At 66.0% G+C, this 17,826-nt stretch carries 17 protein-coding genes; 10 read left to right on the top strand and 7 right to left on the bottom strand.

The features are described from left to right. Positions 1 to 47 precede the first annotated feature (47 nt). From NUW50_RS13880 to NUW50_RS13860, 5 genes are all read right to left on the bottom strand, one after another. The gene (locus NUW50_RS13880; protein WP_258289732.1) at positions 48 to 1,175 is read right to left on the bottom strand and encodes a substrate-binding domain-containing protein; all 1,128 of its coding nucleotides are present in this window, start codon (positions 1,173 to 1,175) and stop codon (positions 48 to 50) included. Between the two features lie 94 nt (positions 1,176 to 1,269). Beyond that, positions 1,270 to 2,253, bottom strand: a complete 984-nt coding sequence (locus NUW50_RS13875; RefSeq protein ID WP_258289731.1) for an ABC transporter permease — start codon at positions 2,251 to 2,253, stop codon at positions 1,270 to 1,272. After that, a complete protein-coding gene (locus tag NUW50_RS13870) occupies positions 2,250 to 3,239 on the bottom strand; it encodes an ABC transporter permease (RefSeq protein ID WP_258289730.1) in 990 nt (329 codons plus the stop codon). The genes NUW50_RS13875 and NUW50_RS13870 overlap by 4 nt, the downstream gene beginning before the upstream one ends. After that, positions 3,236 to 4,723, bottom strand: coding sequence for a sugar ABC transporter ATP-binding protein (locus tag NUW50_RS13865; protein WP_258289729.1), 1,488 nt, complete (start codon positions 4,721 to 4,723; stop codon positions 3,236 to 3,238). Before NUW50_RS13865 ends, NUW50_RS13870 begins: the two co-directional genes overlap by 4 nt. 38 nt (positions 4,724 to 4,761) lie before the next feature. Next, positions 4,762 to 5,613 carry a sugar phosphate isomerase/epimerase family protein gene (locus NUW50_RS13860; RefSeq protein WP_258289728.1) on the bottom strand — a complete coding sequence of 284 codons (852 nt, stop codon included), beginning with the start codon at positions 5,611 to 5,613 and terminating at the stop codon, positions 4,762 to 4,764. Positions 5,614 to 6,016: 403 nt separating this feature from the next. On the opposite strand from NUW50_RS13860, the gene NUW50_RS13855 reads away from it, so the two are divergent. The 9 genes from NUW50_RS13855 to NUW50_RS13815 all read left to right on the top strand — a co-directional run bounded on the left by NUW50_RS13855 (position 6,017) and on the right by NUW50_RS13815 (position 14,476). Then, positions 6,017 to 6,694, top strand: coding sequence for a GntR family transcriptional regulator (locus NUW50_RS13855; protein ID WP_258289727.1), 678 nt, complete (start codon positions 6,017 to 6,019; stop codon positions 6,692 to 6,694). 39 nt (positions 6,695 to 6,733) lie between these two features. Next, on the top strand, positions 6,734 to 7,813 hold the full coding sequence (locus NUW50_RS13850) for an ABC transporter substrate-binding protein (RefSeq protein WP_258289726.1): 1,080 nt from the start codon (positions 6,734 to 6,736) through the stop codon (positions 7,811 to 7,813). 76 nt (positions 7,814 to 7,889) lie between these two features. After that, entirely contained in the window at positions 7,890 to 9,101 is a 1,212-nt protein-coding gene (locus NUW50_RS13845; RefSeq protein ID WP_258289725.1) for a mandelate racemase/muconate lactonizing enzyme family protein, read from the top strand. 3 nt (positions 9,102 to 9,104) lie between these two features. After that, positions 9,105 to 10,172, top strand: coding sequence for an ABC transporter ATP-binding protein (locus NUW50_RS13840; RefSeq protein WP_258289724.1), 1,068 nt, complete (start codon positions 9,105 to 9,107; stop codon positions 10,170 to 10,172). Continuing rightward, the gene (locus NUW50_RS13835) at positions 10,169 to 11,008 is read left to right on the top strand and encodes an ABC transporter permease (RefSeq protein ID WP_258289723.1); all 840 of its coding nucleotides are present in this window, start codon (positions 10,169 to 10,171) and stop codon (positions 11,006 to 11,008) included. The genes NUW50_RS13840 and NUW50_RS13835 overlap by 4 nt, the downstream gene beginning before the upstream one ends. After that, a complete protein-coding gene (locus NUW50_RS13830; protein ID WP_258289722.1) occupies positions 11,009 to 11,815 on the top strand; it encodes an ABC transporter permease in 807 nt (268 codons plus the stop codon). Next, positions 11,812 to 12,591 (top strand): SDR family NAD(P)-dependent oxidoreductase, encoded by a 780-nt coding sequence (locus NUW50_RS13825; protein ID WP_258289721.1) that lies wholly within the window; start codon positions 11,812 to 11,814, stop codon positions 12,589 to 12,591. The genes NUW50_RS13830 and NUW50_RS13825 overlap by 4 nt, the downstream gene beginning before the upstream one ends. Before the next feature lie 11 nt (positions 12,592 to 12,602). Then, the gene (locus NUW50_RS13820; protein WP_258289720.1) at positions 12,603 to 13,481 is read left to right on the top strand and encodes an SMP-30/gluconolactonase/LRE family protein; all 879 of its coding nucleotides are present in this window, start codon (positions 12,603 to 12,605) and stop codon (positions 13,479 to 13,481) included. Further along, complete coding sequence (locus tag NUW50_RS13815; protein ID WP_258289719.1) at positions 13,481 to 14,476, top strand: hypothetical protein; 996 nt, start codon at positions 13,481 to 13,483, stop codon at positions 14,474 to 14,476. The genes NUW50_RS13820 and NUW50_RS13815 overlap by 1 nt, the downstream gene beginning before the upstream one ends. Here the strand turns inward: NUW50_RS13815 and NUW50_RS13810 are convergent. Beyond that, on the bottom strand, positions 14,471 to 15,619 hold the full coding sequence (locus NUW50_RS13810) for a mandelate racemase/muconate lactonizing enzyme family protein (protein WP_258289718.1): 1,149 nt from the start codon (positions 15,617 to 15,619) through the stop codon (positions 14,471 to 14,473). The genes NUW50_RS13815 and NUW50_RS13810 overlap by 6 nt on opposite strands. Positions 15,620 to 15,817: 198 nt before the next feature. Then, positions 15,818 to 16,792, bottom strand: coding sequence for a phytanoyl-CoA dioxygenase family protein (locus NUW50_RS13805; protein WP_258289717.1), 975 nt, complete (start codon positions 16,790 to 16,792; stop codon positions 15,818 to 15,820). Positions 16,793 to 16,909: 117 nt separating this feature from the next. On the opposite strand from NUW50_RS13805, the gene NUW50_RS13800 reads away from it, so the two are divergent. Then, positions 16,910 to 17,812: a helix-turn-helix domain-containing protein gene (locus tag NUW50_RS13800; RefSeq protein WP_258289716.1), complete on the top strand. Its 903-nt coding sequence runs from the start codon at positions 16,910 to 16,912 to the stop codon at positions 17,810 to 17,812. Positions 17,813 to 17,826 lie beyond the last annotated feature (14 nt).

Here is a 17,826-nt window from a genome sequence, read left to right as displayed (position 1 = left end):
CCGAATGGAGCGCCCCGACCTTTTCCGACCCAAGCGCCGGGCGCGGCTTACTTGCCGCCCCAGGCCTGCGGATAGTTCGCCATGCCTTCGCAGCCGCACATCGCGTAGTGCAGCGGCGGCATGGTGACGTCGATGTAGTCGGCCAGCGTGTCCTGGGTAATCGCCGGCTGCGGCAGAACCCACTCCGGACCGGGGATCGCCTCGCCCTTCAGCACCCGGCTGGCGGCGATGATCGCCGTGCGCCACTGGTAGGTGGGATAGGTCGGCGCAATCGCGGTCAGGCCGAGAGCATCCCATTTCTGTAGGAAGTCCTGCTGGTCCTCGCCCACGAAGACCGGGATGTCATAGCCGCCATCCTCGAACGCCTCGATCGCCGCCACCGCAGTCGCGCCGGCATCCATCCATACCGCGTCGATATCACCACGCTGCAGGTAGTCCTCGACGATGGATTTCGTCTTGGCATTGTCACCGTCGGTGAACTCGGCCCCGACGATGTTCAGGCCGGCATCTTCCATGATGTGGCGACCGGCCGAATAGCGGGTCTCCAGCACGTCCACGCCAGGCAGGATGCGCAGCATCAGCACGTTTCCGCCTTTGGGGGTATTGTCGGCCACGAACTGGCCACCCTGGATGCCGAAGCCATAACCGCCGACCGGATGCACGAAGGACACCGGGCAGTCGGTATTCACGCCACGATCGAAGACGATGACCGGAAGCTGCTCGCAGGCCTTTTCCACCGCGGGGGTCAGCGCCGCCGTGGTGTTCGGCGACACGATCAGCAGGTCGCATTTGCCGCCCGCCAGAAGGTCGTCGATATCGGCGATCTGCTTGTCGTCCGAACCCTCTGCGTCGAGATGGATGAACTCGCCGATGTTGTCATGCAGGGCAAGTTCTTCGGTCATGTTGGTGTAGCCGACGACGCGCCAGGCGTTGTTCACCCCTGCATTCGAGAAGCAGACGGTGGCCGGGCCGTCCTTGGCATACTGGCTGGTGTCAACCATGCTGTCTTCCAGATACTGCAGCCAGGGCTCGCCTTCCGGCCCCATCGGCGTCGCGCTGAGCTGCGCGAGGCTCTTGGCGAATTCCGCCGGATCGTCGTAGTTCTGCGCCAGGCCGAGGCTTGGCAGCGCAAGGGCAACAAGCGCCCCCGCAACCACTTTCGTGATCTTCTTCATGTCGTTTCCTCCCTGAAATTGACGGACTGGGTATCTCGCGCGGTCCCGATCCATCGGTCCCTTCCGAGCGAAATTCCTGTGGCGGCGCGATATGTCATCCCGCCCCCTGTTTCTTGCGATAGGCGGCCAGGCCCACGGCAGCGATCAGGATCAGGCCCTGCACCACCTGCCGGAGCGGCTGGGGAAATCCCATGAAATTGAGCAGGGTGAAGATGGCCTGAAGGGTCAGCGCACCGGCGATGGCGGCGGGAACGGAACCGCGCCCGCCCAGCAGCTGCGCACCGCCCAGCACCGCCGCGGTGATCGCCTGCAACTCGTAGCCGGTGCCGACATCGGTGGAGACCCCGGCAAAGCCGCCCAGCAGGATTCCCGCCGTGACCGCGGAAAGCGACGAAACCACGAAGGCCGAGAGCCTGACCGGCAGCACCGGCACCCCGGCCAGCTGCGCGGCACGCGGGTTGTCGCCCAGGGCATGGATCATCCGGCCCAGGTTGGTCCGCGACATCAGCAGCCACAACAGCAGGCCCGACACCACCATGACGATCACCGCGATGGGAAGCAGCCCGATCACCGGCACGTCCCTGATCAGCGCCCGTCCGAAAAAGCGGAATGTATCCGGCAGATAGCCGCGCGGCGACCCTCCGGACCACATCATGGACAGCCCGCCAAGTGAGATCATCATTCCCAAAGTCGCGATCAGCGACGGCACCCTCAGCACCGTGACGACCAGCCCGTTCACGCAGCCCACCACCACGCCGATCGCGTACATCACCGCGATGACCCAGGCAGTGGCATTCGGGTCGTTGTTGGTCAGCATCGACGAGCCGACCACGACCAGCGTGATCAGCGATCCCGCCGAAAGGTCGAAACCGCCCGAGACGATGACATAGAGCTGCCCGGCGGCGAGGATCGCCAGCGGCGCGGCCCGCTTGAGGAAGTTCATGTAGCCCGTCGGCTCGGCGAACCTCGGGTTCTGCAGGACAATCAGCACCAGCAGGGCGAGCAGGACGAAATAGACCGGGTTGATCTGTGCCCAGCGGCTGCGACCAGGCTTTTCGGATGCGGGGGCGAGGCTCATGCCGCAATCCTCCCCGAACGATAGGAATAGAGCGCGACGGCGCCGACGATGATCACCCCACGCAGGACCTGTTTCACAAAGGCATCGACACCGGTGAGGTTGAAGATCGAATCCAGCAACGAGAAGATCATCACACCCGCCATGGTCCCCCAGATGCCGCCGCGCCCGCCGGACAGGACGGTGCCGCCGATCACCACCACGGCGATGCTCTCCAGGTCATAGACCCCGTCGGCGCCGATCCACGGCGCCCCGGCCCGCAGGCGAGAGGCCAGGTAGATCCCGGCCAGCGCCGCGCAGAGCGAGCAGATGAGATGGGCGGAGATGATGACCCGGCTGGTGCGAATGCCCGCCGACCGCGCCGCCGCCGGATTGCCGCCGACCGAATAGATGTTCGCCCCGAACCGGGTGTGCCGCAGCACGAACCAGGCGCCCAAGGCCAACAACAGCATCAGGATCAGCGCATAGGGAACGCCGGCGAATGTGCCATAGGCGAAGACCTGGAAGCCTTCCGGCACGTCGCCGGCGAAATTGGTGACGAAGGCCGACAGGATGCCCTGGATGATCAGGCTCATGGCCAGCGTGGCGATCAGCGGGTTCACGTCGAAATAGGCGATCAACACGCCGTTGATCAGCCCCACGACCGCCCCCAGCACCGCCACGGCAAGGATTGCCGGCACGATCATGCCCGGATCGCCGTTCATCACCACCGAGGCCAGAACCGAAGCCGCCGAAATCAGGCTGGCAACCGACAGATCGATCGAGGCGATCAGGATCGCGAAGGTCTGCCCGATGGCGGTGATGCCCAACGCGACCGTGCGCCCGAGGATCGACACCAGGTTGTCCAGGGTCAGGTATTGCATCTGTCCCGTCGCCACCGCGATCAGCACATAGCCGAGGCCGGCGAGCAACAGCAGGTAGAAAGCCGCGTTTCGCTCGAACCGGCGGCTTTCGAACATGCGCTTCAGGGGGGCAATCACGATGCTCATGCCGCCGCGTGCCTGGCCGAGGTTGCCAGCTCCATGACCTCTGTCTCCGATGGCGAGGGCCCGAATTCTCCGGCGACGGTGCCGTCGCGCATGACCACGATGCGATCCGAACAGCCCAGGACTTCCGGCAGGTCCGAGGAGATCAGGATGATCCCCGCCCCGCCGATGGCGAGATCGCGCATCAACTGGTAAATTCCGGCCTTGGCGTTCACGTCGATGCCGCGCGTCGGCTCGATGAAAATCAGCACCTCGGGCGCCAGCGCCAGCCAGCGGGCGACGATCGCCTTCTGCTGATTGCCACCCGACAACGAGCCGATCGCCACCTCGTAGTCCGGAGCGCGGACCTCCATCTTGTCCAGCAGACCGCTCATCCTGCCCGTATTGGTGAACCCGTTCGAGCGGTGAGACCCGAGCAGCCGGGCCAGGGCGCGGGCGCTGAGCATCCCGTTGTCCAGCACCGATTGTTCCAGGGCCAGAGCCTCGGCCTTGCGATCCCCGGGCAACAGGCCGATTCCGGCGGCAATCGCGTCGCGCGTCGAGGTGATCCGTACCGGCTGACCGCGCAGGATGACCTGCCCGCGCTCCAGCGGCGTGTCTCCGAACAGGGCCATTCCAAGGGCCGCCCGCCCGGCCCCCTGGATACCGGCAAATCCCAGAACCTCGCCACGGCGCAGGGTGAAGTTGATCGCGTCCAGCCGGGCATTACCGCCGTCGCGGACCTCCAGCAGCACGTCGCCGATCTGGTCCGACGTCGCCCGGGGCGCGAAGAAGGTGTCGATGTCGCGTCCGACCATGGCACGGACGATGGCCGAAGGCTCGGGCAGGCTGTCGAAATGGGCCGACAGTTCACCGTCCTTCAGCACCGAGACCCGGTCGGCCAGGCGCTGCACCTCGTGCATGCGGTGAGTGATGTAGATGATCGCGCAGCCCCGCGCCCGCAGCCGGTCCACCGCCTCGAACAGCACCGCGCATTCGGTCGGGTTCAGCGCGGCGGTCGGCTCGTCCATCACCAGGACCTGCGGGTCCAGCGACAGCGCCTTGGCGATCTCGACCATCTGCTGCGAGGCCACGTCCAGATCGCTGACCAGGGCCTCGGGCGCGATCTGCCCATGCACGCCCAGCGTCTCCAGCGTCTGCCGGGCACTGGCGTTCATCGCGGCGTGATCCAGCCGGCCCCGGCGATGGATCTCGCGCCCCAGGAAGATGTTCTGTGCCACCGTGCGATCCGGCAGCAGCGAGAACTCCTGGTAGATCACCGAAATGCCGGCGCGAAGTGCTTCCAAAGGATGGCGGAAGACGGCCTCTTGCCCGTTCACCACGATCTTGCCGGCGTCCGGCCTGTAGACGCCGGACAGGATCTTGATCAACGTCGATTTCCCGGCGCCGTTCTCTCCGGCCAGGACATGGACCTCGCCGGCGTGGCAGGTCAGATCGACATTGGAGAGCGCCCGGACACCGGGAAAGACCTTGGTCATCCCGGTCATCTGGAGGGCCGGAGGGGCGGTTGCGGGCGCAGCTTGCATCAGGCGGCCTCGTCCCACCATCGGCGCATGTTGGCGATGGCTTCCGAGAACAGCGTCTCGTGATCGGGAAACAGCGGACGCCAGACGCGGGTTGCCGCCGCGATGCCCGGCAGGCCCGCGCTGAACGCCTCAACCGTCACCCAGCCGTCAAACCCGGTGGCGCGGATCGCCCGGAACAGCGCCGGAAAGTCGATCTGCCCGCGCCCGGGAATGCCCCGGTCATTTTCGGAGACATGGAAGACGTTGATCGCGCGGCCCAGTTCGGTGATCGCGGCCACCTGGTCGCGCTCTTCGATGTTGGCGTGGAAGCTGTCGTACATGATGCCGAAGGCCGGGTGATCGACCCGCGCGACATAGGCCTTGGCCTGCTGCGCGGTGTTGAGGAAATGGGTCTCGAAGCGGTTCAGCACTTCAAGGCTCAGCACCATGCCGTTTCGCGCGGCACGCTCGGCCATCGCGTGATGCGCTTCGGCGCCGTGGGCGATCTCGCTTTCGCTGGGTCCCTGCCCCGTGAACACGCCGAGGGGCGCGTGGAACGGCCCGCCGATGCTCTCGGCCCCCAGAGCCTCGGCGCAATCCGATATCCAGTCGAGATGCGCCAGCCCGCGTTTGCGCACCGCCGGATCGGCGCTCAACGGATTGGCATCGGCATCCGGGATGATCGCGGTGCAACAACGGCGCAGACCGATACCGTCCAGCTTCTTGGCCAGCCGGGCATAGCCCTCGGGATCGCCGGACAGCACCGGAACCTCGACCCCGTCGTAGCCCAGACCAATGATCGTCTCGAGTGCTGCATCATGCTCATCCGACAGGACATCCGTCAGACAAAGCAGGTTTATGCCAAACTGCATCTCCCCCCCTGGCGACCAACTTCTGATGTCGGCTCGTCGGTCGAGTTTGTTCGCCCGGGCATTGAAGCGCAACCATATCTTGCCACCAAAAGGTCGCCATTTGGAACATACCAAGGGAACTCACCTGACCGGGGTGTTACGAAATCTGCTGTCACAGAAGGGCAGCGATACCTTTCCGGCGGGACCGCGAAGGCAAGCGCCCCATGACACACGCACCCGCCTGAAACCGCGCCCTCCCTGGCCCAGCTCGCCTTCCTCCCTCGCCGCCGGATCGACGCCCTCGACGGCTGCCCAAGATTTTCGCGGCAGCGGCTAGCAAAATGCTCGACCGAATCAAGACGTCGTGCTAATTGAATTTTTGTATACAATAAGTATGGACGCAGAATCCGTTATGGAACCGAAGGTGATCCCGGAATCGACGATCCCGCCGCTGCGGGAACGGGCCCTCGCCGACCGGGTCGCCGATCACATCGTGGAAGCCATCGCGGGCCAGAAACTGGCTCCGGGCCAGAAACTCGTCGAAACGGAACTGGCCGAAAGCCTGGGCGTCAGCCGGGTGCCGGTGCGCGAGGCGATGCGCATTCTCGCCAGCCAGGGGATCGTGGTGCCCAAGCCGCGCCGCGGCATGCATGTCGCCAATTTCGACAAGGCCTGGGGGGTTCAGCTTCACGATGCCCGGGTCGCGGTCGAAAGGCTGGCGGCCCGGCTGGTCGCCGAAAAGCTCAAGACCGATCCGCATCCGCTCGAACTGCTGAGCGACCGGATTCTGGAGATCGAGCACGAGGCCCACCACCCGCGCAACGGCTGGTACGGCATTCACCGCGCCGACACCGCCTTTCACCAGACCGTCTTCGATATCGCCGGAAGTCCGCTTCTCTCGACCCTCTGGTCGGCCATCCAGCGGCATGTGCTGATCATGTTCGCCATCGAGACCGACCGCGACGACAACTACGAGCGGATCATCCCCGAGCACCACCGCTATGTCGAAGTGCTGCAGTCTGGCGATCTCGACCTGCTCGACGCGGAAATCGAGACCCATGTCGCCGGTGCCCGGATGTACCGCAAGCTGTCCGAGAAGTGACCGTAACCAGACCAGAAAACAAGCAAGGGAGTTTTACAGATGTCTGAACAAGAGAACATGGGCGGGGCCAGACGGGCCATGCCGACCGCGATTTCGCGGCGCCATGCCCTGGCCACCGGCGCGGCGGCCCTGTCGGCGCCGTTCATCGCCCGGCCGGCCTTCGCGGCCAGCCGCAACCTGCGCATCCTGTGCTGGGAAGGCTATGCCGAGCCGGAATGGCTGGACCCGTTCAAGGAAGAGTTCGATGCCGACGTCTCGATTTCCTACGCCGGTTCGGTCGACGAGATGTTCGCCAAGATGCAGGGCTCGCAAGGCGCCGACTTCGACCTGATCTCGGTCGATACCTCGGGCTTCGACCGCTACATCGGCGCCGGGCTGATCGCGCCGCTGGATCTGGCCAAGATTCCCAATTCCGCCAACCTCAGCCCCGCCTTCCAGGACCTTCCAGTGCTGATGCGCGACGGCAAGCAATACGGCATCCCCTTCGCCTGGGGCTCGCTGCCGCTGGTCTATGACAAGGCCCAGTTCGACGCCGCCCCGGAAAGCTGGGAAGTGATGTGGGACCCGGCCAATGCCGGCAAGCTGATCGCGCTGGACGACGCCAACAACAGCGTCACGCTCGCCGCCATGGTTCTGGGCCTCGACGACCCGTTCAACCTGACCGATGCGCAGTTCGACATGGTCAAGGAAAAGCTGATCGCGCAGAAGCGCCTGCTTCTGACCTATTTCGCCGGCTTCGACGAAGGCGTGAACATTTTCGCCAACTCGGGCGTGAAGGCGATGTTCTCGATGGGCGAACCGCAGGTCGCCGGCCTGCGCGACCTGGGCGTCGATGCGGCGATGGCCATCCCGTCCGAAGGCGCCATCGGCTGGCTGGATTGCTGGGAAGTTTCGGCCGGGGCGGAAGACGTGGACCTGGCCTATGCCTGGGTCAACGCTTGCCTCTCGAAAGAGGTCGGCACGATCCTGTCCGACGACAAGAGCTACGGCAACGCGGTCAACGAAGAGGCCAACACGCGCAACGGCTTCACCTATGCCGACCAGCTTGTCTTCCTGGAAGCCCCGGAAGACTTCGACAAGCGCGTCACGGTCTGGAACGAGGTCAAGGCGGCGCTCTGAACCGCCTTTCGGACAGACCTGCGGTGGCGGGGGCTCCCCGCCACCGATCCTTCAAGCGAAGAACGGATCCCATTCGATGAAAACCGTCTCTCCGGTGCTCTCCTCGCCCGCGCCGAATCTCAAGATCACCGACGTGGAATGCCACGTCCTCCTGGCGCCGGACTACGATCCCAGCTTCACGTCCTCGGCCCAGGACAGCCTCGTCGTGCTGATCCATACCGACGGCGGGGTCACCGGGATCGGTGAATGCGACGCCAACCCCTGGATGGCGAAGGCGGTGATCGAGGCGCCCGGCACCCATACGATGGGCCAGGCGATCAAGGAGATCCTGATCGGCGCCGACCCGTTCCGGATCGGCGATCTCTGGGAACAAATCTATACCGGCACCGCGATGAACGGGCGGCGCGGGATGGTGATCCATGCGATGAGCGCCATCGACATGGCGCTCTGGGACCTCTGCGGCAAGGCCATGGGCCAGCCGGTCCACGCCCTGCTGGGCGGCGCCACGCGGCAGAGCGTCACCCCCTATGCCTCGCTGCAACCGGCGGGCCACAGTTTCGAGGAATACCGCGACGCGCTGGTGCAATCGGCGCTCGACGCCAAGGCGCTCGGCTTTACCGCGATGAAGAGCGAAGTCACGATGAACGGCCCCTATGCCCATTCGGGGATGCGGGAACCGTTCGAGAAGCATACCGAAGTCGTCGCAGCGGTGCGCAAGGCCGTCGGCCCCGAAATCACGCTGATGGTCGATGTGCAGTATCTCTGGGACGATGCCGATGCCTGCCTGGCCACGGTGAAGGACTGGGCCGAGTTCGATCTCTATTTCCTCGAGACCCCGATCACGGCCGACAATGTCGAAGCCCTCGCCAAGGTCAGCGAGCAGGCGCCGACGATGGTCGCCAGCGGCGAATGGCTGGCCACGCGATACGAATTCAAGGAACTGATGGATATCGGCAAGGTCCAGGTCGCGCAGCCCGATGTCGGCCGCGTCGGCGGGATCGGCGAAGCCAAGATCGTCTGCGACATGGCCGCCGAACGTGGTCTGAAGATCGTGCCGCACTGCTGGAAGACCGGCATCTCGATCTCGGCCACCGCGCATCTGGCCTTCGTCACCAACCATTGCAGCTTCATCGAATACCTGCCGCCCCAGCTCTGCGTCGAGCGGCTGCGGCGCGAGCTGGCGCAGGAAGAGCTGCATCTTGTCGACGGCGCCCTGAGCCTGCCCGAAAAGCCCGGCCTCGGCGTCGAGCTGGATTACGACGTCATGCGCAAGTTCACGGTGGCCTGAACCATGGCCCTGCAGCTGGAAGCCCTGAGCAAGAGCTATGGCACGGTAGAAGTCCTGCGCCCGATCGACCTGGAGATCAAGGACGGCGAATTCCTGACCCTGCTCGGACCTTCCGGGTCGGGCAAGACGACGATCCTGCGGATGATCGGCGGCTTTACCCAGCCCAGCGGCGGCCGCATCCTTCTCGACGGTCAGGACTTGGCCCGGGTGCCGACGAACAAGCGTCCGTTCAACACGGTCTTTCAGGACTATGCCCTGTTTCCGCATATGTCGGTGGCAAAGAACGTGGGCTATGGCCTGTCGATCCGGCGGATGCCGAAGGACGAGATCGCCAGGGCCGTGCAGGAGGCGCTCGACACCGTTGGACTCGGCAGTTTCCATGACCGCTCGCCGGCCGAGCTTTCGGGCGGGCAGCGGCAGCGGGTCGCGCTGGCCCGCGCCATCGTCTGCCGGCCCAGGATCGTGCTGCTGGACGAGCCGCTGTCGGCGCTCGACGCCGCGCTCCGGCGCCAGATGCAGGGCTTTTTGAAGGACCTGCAACGCCAGATCGGCACCACTTTCCTGTTCGTCACCCATGACCAGCAGGAAGCGCTGACGATGTCGGACCGGATGGTGGTGATGAATGTGGGCTCGGTCGAACAGATCGGCTCGCCGAAGGACATCTACTATCGTCCGCGCACCCGCTTCGTCGCCAGCTTCATCGGCGACAACAACCTCTGCGAAGCCGATATTGACGCCGACGGCCGCCTGGTCACGCCGATGGGCGCGACGGCCCGGCCCGACGGGGTGGAGGCGGCGCCGCGCCGGGTTCTCATGGCGGTGCGCCCGGAACTCATCTCGCTGAGCCCGCGCGACAACGCGCTCGAAACCGAGGCCGAGGTTCTCTCGGTCGAGTTCGCCGGCGCGGGCAGCGACATGACATTGCGCCTGCCCGGGATCGAGACGCCCTTCACCGCCCGGATCACCAGCGAGCCGGGGCAGACCCCGCCCGCGCCCGGCGCCAGGCAGAGCATCTGGATCCGGCGCGACGACATCGCGGTTGTCGAGAAGGCCGCGGAGCAGGCCCCATGACCTCGCGCACCAGTCGCCTGCTGCTCTTCGCGCTCGCCGCCTCGGTGCCGCTCCTGCTGGTGGTGCTGCCCATCGGCAATTTCTTCGTCATGTCCTTCTGGCGGGTCTCCGACAATGTCATCGTTCCCGACGCGACCCTGGCCAACTACGCCGGGTTCCTCGAGAACGACGCCTACTGGCGCACCTTCCTGTTCACCATCGGCCTCTGCGCCGCGGTCGCCGGCATCGGCATCGCCATCGGCTATCCGGTCTCCTATTTCATCTGGCGGCTGCGCGGGCGGATCAAGTATCTGCTGCTCCTGCTGCTGATCCTGCCCCTGTTCATGAGCTATATCGTCAAGATCTACACGATGCGCTCGATCCTCGGGCTGAACGGTTTTCTCAACAAGTTCCTGGTCTTCACCGGAATTCTCGATCAGCCGAGCACGCTGTTCCTCTACAACCGGACCGCCATCCTGATCACCATGGCGACGATCCTGCTGCCCTTCGTCATCCTGCCGATCTTCCTGACGCTGGAGCGGATTCCGAAAAGCCTGACCCAGGCCTCCGCCGATCTGGGCGCCGGTGCCGGCACCACCTTCTGGCGCGTGGTGCTGCCGCTCAGCCTGCCCGGAACCGCCGCCGGGGCGCTGTTCACCTTCGTGCTTGCGCTCGGCGACTACATCACCCCGCAGATGGTGGGCGGCCCGAACGGCTTCACCTTTGGACGGGTGATCTGGTCGCAGTTCGGACTGGCCTACAACTGGCCCTTCGGCGCGGCGCTGGCGGTGATCATGTTCCTCTTCGCCCTGGCCGTGATCGGCCTGGCAGCATTCATGGCCGCGAGGCAGAGATAGATGCGCAAATCCCTTGCAGAACGGAGCGTGGACTGGGTGCTGGGCGGCCTGACCGTCATCACCTTCCTGGTCCTCTACACGCCGGTGCTGATCTCGGCGATCTTCTCGATCGTGCCCACCGACCGCAACGGCGTCCACTGGAACGAAGCGAGCCTGCAATGGTATGGTCAGCTTCTGGGCAATACCTCGGTGCTGAACGCGGTCGAGACGACGCTGATCGTCGGGCTGATCTCGGTCGCCATCGCGACGGCCCTGGCCATCGCCATCGCGCTCTATGTCGAGTGGGAAGGCGCGATGATGCGGCGGCTGCTCGAACTGTTCGTCTATCTTCCCTTCCTGATGCCGCCGATCATCACCGGCCTGTCGCTGCTGATCTATTTCAACGGCCTGGGCATTCCGCGCGGCACCGCGACCATCGCCATCGGCCATGTCGCGCTGGTGCTGGCCATCCTTTACCGGCTGGTGCTGACGCGGCTGCAATCCATCCCGCGCTCGATGATCGAGGCCTCGGCCGATCTCGGCGCCACGCGCTGGCAGACCTTCGCGCGGGTGATCTGGCCGCAACTGCGCTCGGCTGCCGTCACCGGGGCGGTGCTGGCGCTGACGATCTCCTTCGACGAGACCTTCGTCACCTTTTTCCTGGCGGGCGACACCACCACCCTGCCCCTGCGGCTCTGGGGCATGATGCGGGTCGGCTTCTCGCCAGAGATCAACGCCCTGGTCACGATCGTCCTGGGGGTCTCGATCACCCTGGCCGCGATCGTGGCCCTGCGGCTCAACCCCCGTGGCACATTGGAAGAAGAATGACTGACAGAACACTTGCAGGACGCGTCGCGCTGGTCACCGGGGCGGCAAGGGGAATCGGCAAGGCCATTGCCGCCCGTCTCGCCGCCGAAGGCGCTTCGGTGCTGATCGCCGACATAAGGCAGGACCTGGCCGAGGCCAGCGCCGCCGAGTTGACAGGCGATGTCTCGGCCCTGGCCGTCGATATCGGCAGCGACGCCTCGGTCGCGGCGATGTGCGATTCCATCGCCGAAGCCCACGGCCGCTGCGACATCCTGGTGAACAACGCCTCGATCCTCGACGCCACCGGCTTCGACGCGCTGACGATGGACCACTATCTCGACGTGATGAACATCAACCAGCACGGCGCGATCCGCGTCACCCGCGCCATGCTCGATCTGCTGCGCAAGGGCGAGGCGCCCAAGCGGGTGCTCAACATCGCCTCGATCATGGGCATGCGCGGCAGCGTGGACGCGATCCCCTATTCCACCGCCAAGGGGGCGATCGTGAACTTCACCCGGGCGCTGGCCTGCGACCTTGCGCCCGAAGGCATCGTGGTCAACGCCATCGCGCCGGGCTTCATCGACACCGACATGGCGAAACTTCCGGACGGCTCGGGGCACGAGCACCAGACCGACTGGTTCCAGGACATCTACCTGAAATACGGCCGCATTCCCCTGCGCCGCGCCGGGCTGCCCGAGGACATCGCCGGACCGGCCTATTTCTTCTGCTCCGACGACTGCCGCTATGTCACCGGCCAGATCATGCTGGTGGACGGCGGCGTCTCGGCCACCTTCTGAGGATCGCGGAGATGGAATCGGAGCTGCTGCTGCGGATCGACTGCACGCTGGGCGAAACACCCGTCGTCCTGCCCGGCAGCAACGAGCTTGCCTGGATCGACGCGGTCGAGGGCCGGCTGCACATCCTGCCCCCCGGCGCCGAACAGCCCGAGACCATCGCCGTGCCCGGCCAGGCACCGCTGGGCATGGTCATGGCCACCAGCCAGCCCGGCATGCTGCTGGTCAGCTGCAAGGACGGGATCGTGCTGCTGGACCGGACCACCGGCAAGACCACCCCCTTCGCCCACCCGCTGCACTCGCTGCCGCACCTGTTCTACAACGACGGCAAGGTGGACAGTCTGGGGCGGCTCTGGATCGGAACCGCGGAAGACAGCGAAAGCGCGCCGCGCGGCATTCTCTTTCGCATGGACGGAACAAGGGCGGTGCCGGTCGATGCCGGTCTTGCCGTCTGCAACGGGCCGGCGATCACCGGCGCCGGCGACCGACTCTATCTCAGCGACAGCACCGAGGGCCGGATCCACACCTACCGGATCGACGCCGAGGGCCGCCTCCTCGATCGCCGCCTCTTCGTCCAGATGACCAGGGACGAGGGCCTTCCGGACGGGGTGACGCTCGACAACGAGGACTGCCTCTGGGTCGCACATTGGGGCGGCGGCTGCGTCAGCCGCTATGCTCCGGACGGCACCCTGCAGGCCCGCGTCGAACTGCCCGTGCCGCTGGTTACAAGCCTCTGCTTCGGCGGCGACGACAACCGGCAGCTGTTCATCACCACCGCCCGCGTCGATCTGGACGCCGGGGCCCTGGCCCAGGCGCCTCTCTCGGGCAGTCTCTTCACCCTGCGGGCCGAGGTGGCGGGTCCGCCTGCCCCGGTCCTGAAGCTTCCCGCCTGATGACTGCCGAACGCGAACTCGGCTGGTCGCATGGCCGCTTCGCCGTCCTGCCCACGGCCGGAATGCTGGCCTGGGCCGAATTCGACCTGGACGGGCAAAGGTTTCGCCCCTTTGCGCGGGCCGACTGGATGGGCACGATCACCGACCCGGCCATCGTCGGCCATCTGCGCGAGCTGGGCGGGGAGTTTGTCGGCGTCCCCTTCGGCTCCAGCCCCCCGCCCGAGGGCATGACGGAGGACTGGCGGCGCTGCGCCGGCAGCCATTGCAACCCGACCGACCACGGCCCCTCGGCGGATCGCGACTGGGAGGTCGTCAGCTGCGCCGACGGCGCCGTTCACATGCGGCTCGACTATGACGAGGACTCCCCTGTCGCCCGTCTCGAACGTCATGTTTCCGGCCGCGACGGCAGCCCGGCGCTGGATTTCCGGCTCGAGATCCATGCCCGACGCCCGGCCCTAGTCTCGGTCGGCCTGCATCCGATCTTCCGCCTGCCCGAAACACCCGGCCAGTTGCAGATCGATGCCGGCTTCGAGCTCGGCCAGACCTACCCAGGACTGATCCCGCCGGGGAAGACCCGCGCCCTGCCGAACCGCGATTTCACTTCGCTGTCGGAGGTCCCTGCACCGGGCGGCACCACCGACCTCGGCCGGTTGCCGCCAGCTGGCGAGGTCGAGGAGGTTCTGCTGCTCGGCGGCGCGACGGGGCCGGCGGTGCTGCGCTATCTCGAGGACCGGGCAGCGGTGACGCTGGACTGGGACCGGGAGATACTGCCTTCGCTCATGCTCTGGATCAGCGACCATGGCGCCGAAGACCCACCGTTCAACGGGCGCTACCGCGGGCTCGGGGTCGAACCGCTGGCGGCGGCCTTCGATCTGGCCGACGCGATCTCGACCGCCCCCAACCCGCTGAACCGGCGGGGCCTGCGGACCGCAGTGCAGATCACCCCGCAGGCCCCGGTCCCCGTCGACTATTCGGTCTCTGCCGCGCCGCTATAGGCGCAGCGCCTCCAGCCCCACGGCGATTCCGTCCAGCCTGCCGGAATCCAGCGTCACGCCAAGACCGGGTGCCGCCGGAATGTCGAGGAACCCGTCGGCATCCAGAGTGAAGGGCGTTTCCAGAATGCCGTCCACATAGCGGCTGCCGCCGATGTATTCGACAAACGGGGTATTGGCGAAAGCCGCCGCCATCTGAAGATCGGCCGCCAGACCCAGGGCGGTGTTCCAGCCATGGCCGACATAGGCTACGCCATGCTGCTCGGCCATTTCCACGATCCGGCGCTGTTCGGTGATCCCGCCGACCTTGGTGACGTCGGGCTGGATGATGTCGAAGGCCCCGGCCTCGATGAAGGGCCGGAAGCTCTGCCAGCGTGTCAGCACCTCGGCGCCGCTGATCGGAACCCGGCTGTAGTTGCGCAGGGCGACGAATCCTTCCAGATCATCGGGCTGGAGCGCTTCCTCGAACCAGTCCACCTCGTAATCCACCAGCATGTCGGCGGTGCGCATCGCCCATTTCAGCCGGTTCGGCCAGAAGGCATCGCTGCCCCCGGCATCGACCATCAGATGCTCGCCATGGCACAACACGTCCCGCGCCGCCCGGATGATCGCCTCGTCCCTGGCATATGACCCGCTGCGCCCGAACGGGCCCCAGCCGATCTTGAAGGCGCGGTAGCCCTGCTCGACATAGCCCGACAGGACATCGCCCATCTTCTCCGGCTCATCCATCAGCAGCGAGGCATAGGGTTCGATCCGCTCCTTGTAGCGGCCGCCGAGCAGCACCGAGACCGGCAGGCCGACGGCCTTTCCCAGCAGGTCCCACAGCGCGATGTTGATGCCGCTGATCGCATGGGTCAGCGTCCCGCCGCGCCCCATCCAGAAGCTGTTCTGGTGCAGGGTCTCGGTCAGCCGCCCGACCTCGGCCGCGTTCTCTCCGATCAGCAGTGGCCGCAACTGCCGCACCGCCTCCTTCGCAAGATAGCCGTCGGTGAAGCACGAGCCATAGCCGCTCGCCCCCCCGGCGGTATGCACCGCGATCAGCGCATGAATCGAGTCATCGGGCTGAATCTCGTTGCTCCAACCGCCTTTCGGGCTTTCGCCGACCAGAGGAACGCAGACCACATCCTCGATCGTCAGGGATGACATTCCTCGCGCGCCCGGCGCTTCGCCTTCAGACATCAGTTCGGTCTCCTCATTCGCCATGGAAGCAAGGTCGAACCGCTGCCGATCCCTTGCCGCGCCGCTGTAACCCAACAACGGCACGGCAGGAAGAAGCCAGGCCCGGAAAACCCCGGACTTGCAGGATTTTCCGCCTTCACGGCCCCAGACCCGGCGCGATTGCCCTCAGGTCCAGGGATCGAGCCCCAGAAGCCTGCGCCCCAGTGCATCGAGCTGCGCCCTCGGGAAGTTCCGGCGCTCGAATTCGCGCGGGTCGCCGGGGAAGGGATCGCCGACCGGATGGGTCTGTTCGGACCAGATGCGCAACCGTTCCTGCCGCTGCGCCTCGTCCCCGGGATCGGCCGGGAACATCGAGACATATTGCGCCATCCGCACGTCCCGTTCCGAGACATTGGGCCGCACGCCATGGGCGAGAAGGGAGTTGAAGATCAGCAGGTCGCCCGCTTCGAGATCGACATTGACGATCTCGTGCCCGGTCACGTCCGGCCGGAACGGGTCCGACCCGGGCGGTTGCCGGTCCCACCAGTCGTCGATCTCGGCGAAGACGCTCGGAACGCATTGGAAGCCGCCAATCTCGCCGCCCTGCCGCCGCAGCGACAGAACCCCCTGCGCCGCGACCGGCAGCGGACGTTGCGAGATATCGACATCGAAATGGATGAACCCCTGGCTGCGCTTCTGCTGCCGCGCCGCGCGGTTCGGCGGGTTCAGGTTGGCCCGGTCGATTTCGGCCCAGAGCTCCTCGCGGTCCCAGATGTCCACGAAGGCGTCATAGACCCGCGGATACTGCCGCACATCCCACATGCTCTGGTGGTTGTAGACCTCGACCATGCCGGTGCCGTTCAGCTCCTTCATCTTGATCTCGCGAAGCTGCGGCTTGTACCAGGTGCCCGGATCATCGGGATCCATTTCCTGGAACTGCCACAGCATCTCGGCCACGGCATCGGCCATCTCGCGCGGGACCGCCTGTCTCACCACGACGAAGCCGCGGCTCTGCCAGTGCCGCCAGTCCTCGGGGCTGAGCACCCGCAGCGGCAAGGTCTTTTCGATCCGGGCCAGCGGACAGGCATCGGCGGGCGCGCCGGAATGGCTGCCCCGGCCCTCTTCAACGCCGGTTTCGGGGGTGACTGTTTCGCCGCTCATCTTCGTCCTCCTGTTCCTATCCCCGTCCTGCATAGCCTGCCCGCCGCTGACGATCGCTTGCCGATTGGCTCAGATTCCGATACGAAACTGTCAGATTTCCCGAGAAGGGTGAGAGAAATGTTCAGATCCCGGCCCTTTCTCGAGACGCTGGTGCCGGAACCGGGCGCCTCGTGGTTCTTTCTCGACCGGCGTCTGACGGACGGCATCCCCTTCGAATGGCACCGGCACCCGGAGTTCGAACTGACCCTGACCCTGAACAGCCGCGGCAACCGCTTCGTCGGCGATCACGTAGGCCCCTATGACGATGGCGATCTGGTCCTGATCGGCCCGAACGTGCCGCACAGTTGGCGCTCGCGGGAGCGGCTGCGGGCCGACCAGCCGCATATGGCGCTGGTCGCCTGTTTCTCGCCGGACTGGATCGGGCGGCTTGCCGAGACGCTGCCCGAGCTCAGCCATGTCTCGGAGCTTCTGGCCGGCTGCGTCCAGGCGGTCAGCTTCTCGCCCCCGACGCGCCAAAGGGTGGCCGAGCGGATGCGCGCGATGCGCGGCGCCCTGCCCGCCGACAGGCTGATCCTGCTGCTGCAGGCCCTGAACGAGATCGCCCGCGATACCGGCGCCGAGACAATCGGCACCGCGCCGCCGCCGACCGGTCACCTGCCGGCCGCCGACCCCCGGTTCACCCGGGTTCTGGACCACATCCACCACCACTATGCCGAGCGGCTGACCGTGGCCGCCCTGGCCGAAATGGCCTGCGCGAGCCAATCCAGCTTTCACCGGATGTTTCGCCGCCACACCCGGATGACCTTCGGCGACTACGTCGCCCGGTTGCGCATCGGCCATGCCTGCTGCCGCCTGATCGAAAGCAACGATCCGGTGTCCCGGATTGCCGCCGATGTCGGTTTCGGCAACCTGTCGATGTTCAACCGGACCTTCGCGCGGATCAGGAACTGCACGCCGAGCGGGTTCCGCGCGGCATGGCGCAACGGGCAGGAACCGGGGCCGGCACTCGCGGCGGAATAGCGCGCTCCCCGCCC

The sequence above is a fragment of the Frigidibacter sp. ROC022 genome (genome assembly GCF_024723735.1).
GTDB lineage: Bacteria > Pseudomonadota > Alphaproteobacteria > Rhodobacterales > Rhodobacteraceae > SLM-1.
The sequence above is the reverse complement of the archived record's forward strand: the minus strand, read 5'-3'. Positions and strand labels throughout refer to the sequence as shown.

Bases quoted from the DNA above. Each gene is read 5' to 3' on its own strand.
- NUW50_RS13880 (WP_258289732.1), bottom strand. From the start codon at position 1,175: ATGAAGAAGATCACGAAAGTGGTTGCGGGGGCGCTTGTTGCCCTTGCG.
- NUW50_RS13875 (WP_258289731.1), bottom strand. From the start codon at position 2,253: ATGAGCCTCGCCCCCGCATCCGAAAAGCCTGGTCGCAGCCGCTGGGCA.
- NUW50_RS13870 (WP_258289730.1), bottom strand. From the start codon at position 3,239: ATGAGCATCGTGATTGCCCCCCTGAAGCGCATGTTCGAAAGCCGCCGG.
- NUW50_RS13865 (WP_258289729.1), bottom strand. From the start codon at position 4,723: ATGACCGGGATGACCAAGGTCTTTCCCGGTGTCCGGGCGCTCTCCAAT.
- NUW50_RS13860 (WP_258289728.1), bottom strand. From the start codon at position 5,613: ATGCAGTTTGGCATAAACCTGCTTTGTCTGACGGATGTCCTGTCGGAT.
- NUW50_RS13850 (WP_258289726.1), top strand. From the start codon at position 6,734: ATGTCTGAACAAGAGAACATGGGCGGGGCCAGACGGGCCATGCCGACC.
- NUW50_RS13845 (WP_258289725.1), top strand. From the start codon at position 7,890: ATGAAAACCGTCTCTCCGGTGCTCTCCTCGCCCGCGCCGAATCTCAAG.
- NUW50_RS13840 (WP_258289724.1), top strand. From the start codon at position 9,105: ATGGCCCTGCAGCTGGAAGCCCTGAGCAAGAGCTATGGCACGGTAGAA.
- NUW50_RS13835 (WP_258289723.1), top strand. From the start codon at position 10,169: ATGACCTCGCGCACCAGTCGCCTGCTGCTCTTCGCGCTCGCCGCCTCG.
- NUW50_RS13830 (WP_258289722.1), top strand. From the start codon at position 11,009: ATGCGCAAATCCCTTGCAGAACGGAGCGTGGACTGGGTGCTGGGCGGC.
- NUW50_RS13825 (WP_258289721.1), top strand. From the start codon at position 11,812: ATGACTGACAGAACACTTGCAGGACGCGTCGCGCTGGTCACCGGGGCG.
- NUW50_RS13820 (WP_258289720.1), top strand. From the start codon at position 12,603: ATGGAATCGGAGCTGCTGCTGCGGATCGACTGCACGCTGGGCGAAACA.
- NUW50_RS13815 (WP_258289719.1), top strand. From the start codon at position 13,481: ATGACTGCCGAACGCGAACTCGGCTGGTCGCATGGCCGCTTCGCCGTC.
- NUW50_RS13810 (WP_258289718.1), bottom strand. From the start codon at position 15,619: ATGTCATCCCTGACGATCGAGGATGTGGTCTGCGTTCCTCTGGTCGGC.
- NUW50_RS13805 (WP_258289717.1), bottom strand. From the start codon at position 16,792: ATGAGCGGCGAAACAGTCACCCCCGAAACCGGCGTTGAAGAGGGCCGG.
- NUW50_RS13800 (WP_258289716.1), top strand. From the start codon at position 16,910: ATGTTCAGATCCCGGCCCTTTCTCGAGACGCTGGTGCCGGAACCGGGC.